At 27.9% G+C, this 2,568-nt stretch carries 2 protein-coding genes; both read left to right on the top strand.

Annotated features, from left to right (window positions below; all coding sequences use genetic code 4):
- Nucleotides 1-67: 67 nt before the first annotated feature.
- Complete coding sequence (locus BST80_RS04980) at nt 68-316, top strand: peptide deformylase (protein WP_415746235.1); 249 nt, start codon at nt 68-70, stop codon at nt 314-316.
- A gap of 169 nt (nt 317-485) precedes the next feature.
- The gene (gene rnjA / locus BST80_RS04985) at nt 486-2,246 is read left to right on the top strand and encodes a ribonuclease J1 (RefSeq protein WP_415746234.1); all 1,761 of its coding nucleotides are present in this window, start codon (nt 486-488) and stop codon (nt 2,244-2,246) included.
- Nucleotides 2,247-2,568: the final 322 nt, after the last annotated feature.

A 2,568-nucleotide genomic window follows, 5' to 3' on the forward strand; every position in this document is an offset into this window, starting at 1 on the left:
TTTAGTCATAAGCGAAACTTAATTTGTTTCTAATTACTTAATTTTATTAAAAACCTCAAAATAATGTATACTACTTGAAAAAGGTGAAGGTTGTTTTAGTGTTAGGAATAACCAAGAAGGTTTTGTTCCCTGTAGTTTTGAGATTATTGTTGAAAGTTATGATTATTTAAAACAACAACAAGTAACAATTACTGCCCGTGGCCTTGAAGCAATTGTTTTTCAACATGAACAAGGGCATTTAGAAGGAAACCTTTATTATGATTTAATTAATAAAACCGAACCTTGAATGAAAAAAAGTGATTGAATTATTGTATAAAAATAATATTTAACTTTTTTTAAAATAAAAGTTTTTTTTGGTAATCTTACTAATCTTTATGTTATAATTTCTTGGATACTAGTAAATTAATTTTTTTCTTTTTAATAATATTCAATTTAATAAAGAAAAAACTATGCGTTAATTTTAGAATTATGAGGTGATAATTTCAATGAATGAAGAAAAGAAAGAAACAAGTAAAAACAAAGCAATAGTTACAAAACCAAATAGTATAGTAACAAAACAACCAATCCAAAATGTTGTTAAAAATAAAATTCCAACAAAAGTGTTTGCTTTAGGTGGATTAGAAGAAGTTGGAAAAAATACATATTGTATCGAGCATGATGAAGAGTTAATTATGCTTGATGCAGGAGTTAAATTTCCAAGTTCAACAATGCTTGGAGTTGATGCTGTTATTCCAAATTATAATTATTTAAAAGAAAACCAACGAAAAATAAAAGCATTATTTATTACACACGGCCATGAAGATCATATTGGTGGAATTCCCTATTTATTACGGGAAGTTAATATTTCAATTATTTATGCACCACGATTAGCAACTGCTTTAATTCGTGATCGTCTAAAAGAAGCAAAATTGGAACAAACAACAATTGTTAAAGAAGTTGATAATATGAGTGTTATTAAAACAAAAAACTTTAAAATTAACTTTTTTGCTGTTAACCATAGTATTCCTGATGCCTTTGGAATTTCAGTAGTTACTCCAAATGGAAAAGTTGTTTCAACTGGTGATTATAAATTTGACTGAACACCATTAGGACATCGTGCTGATATTGAACGAATGGCAAATATGGGGCAAGAAGGTGTTATGTTATTAATGGCTGATAGTACCAATGCTGAAGTTGAGGGTTACACTCAAACTGAAACAAAAATTATTAAAAATATTGGTGAATTATTTGTTAAAGCTAAGGGACGAATTTTAATTTCAACTTTTGCTTCAAATGTTCATCGAATTCAACATATTGTTGAAATTACAAATAAATATGGACGAAAAATTTTAGTGTTTGGTCGAAGTTTAGATCGCATTATTAAAATTATTCGTCAAATGGGACATTTAAAAATTTCTGATAAGGCATTTATTAAAGCTAATGATGCTAAAAACTATAAAGATAATGAAATATTAATTATTTGTACTGGAAGCCAAGGTGAACCAATGGCAGCATTATCCCGAATTGCAAATAATCAACATCAACATATTTCTATTATTCCTGGTGATACTGTTATTTTTTCATCATCACCAATTCCCGGCAATCAAGCTGATGTTGAACGAGTTATTAATAAACTAGTTCGTGCTGGTGCTATTGTGCAAGAAAATAGTCCTTTAAATCAAATCCATACGTCTGGTCATGCTTCACAAGAAGAACAAAAATTATTATTTACCCTATTGAAGCCAAAATACTTTATGCCAATGCATGGTGATTATCGTATGCTTCGCCAACATGGTGAAACAGCAATTAGTGTCAATGTCCCAAAAGATAATGTCTTTATTTGTGCTAATGGTGATCAAATTGAACTATTAAATGGAACAGCAGCAATTGGTAAAAGAATTGAAGCTGAAGCTGTTTATGTTGATGGAAAAGATTTATCAGGGCAAACAACCGCTGTTGTTCGTGACCGTGAAATTTTATCAAAAGATGGGTTAATTGCTGTTGTTATTTCAATTGATTCGCAAAATAATCAATTACTAACACCACCACGCATTATTTCAAGAGGAAGTTTCTATGTTAAAGAATCTGGAAATATTATTAATGAATCAATTCGTTTAGCAACCGAAGCAGTTAATGAAGTTTTAAAAACCCAAAAACCAACTTTTGGCGCTCTTAAAAATGCTATTAAGCAATCATTATCTCCTTTCATTTACCGTTATAAACGTCGTAATCCATTGATTATTCCAGTAATTTTAAATAAAAAATAAATGAATATGTAAAAATATTCTTTTATTTTTTAATATATGCAAATTGTAATTGCAAACACGCTTTTTCCAAAGCTCTTATTAATAAAATGATAACATCATTTAAAATAAATGCAACTATTTTTTTTAAAAAAAATTNANNAATATTTTATAAATATAACNTATCAATCTATATAAAACTAACTGTTGTTGGCAGTTAATCAAGTCTCTAGTCTAGAAATCGATCAAAATATTTTCAAAAATATTAAAATCTTCAGCTTCACAATATAAGAAATAAAGCGAATTCTAATATATATGTATATGTATTTTATCGAAAATATATATG

The organism is Spiroplasma sp. Moj, from assembly GCF_016082285.1.
GTDB lineage: Bacteria > Bacillota_I > Bacilli_A > Mycoplasmatales > Mycoplasmataceae > Spiroplasma > Spiroplasma phoeniceum.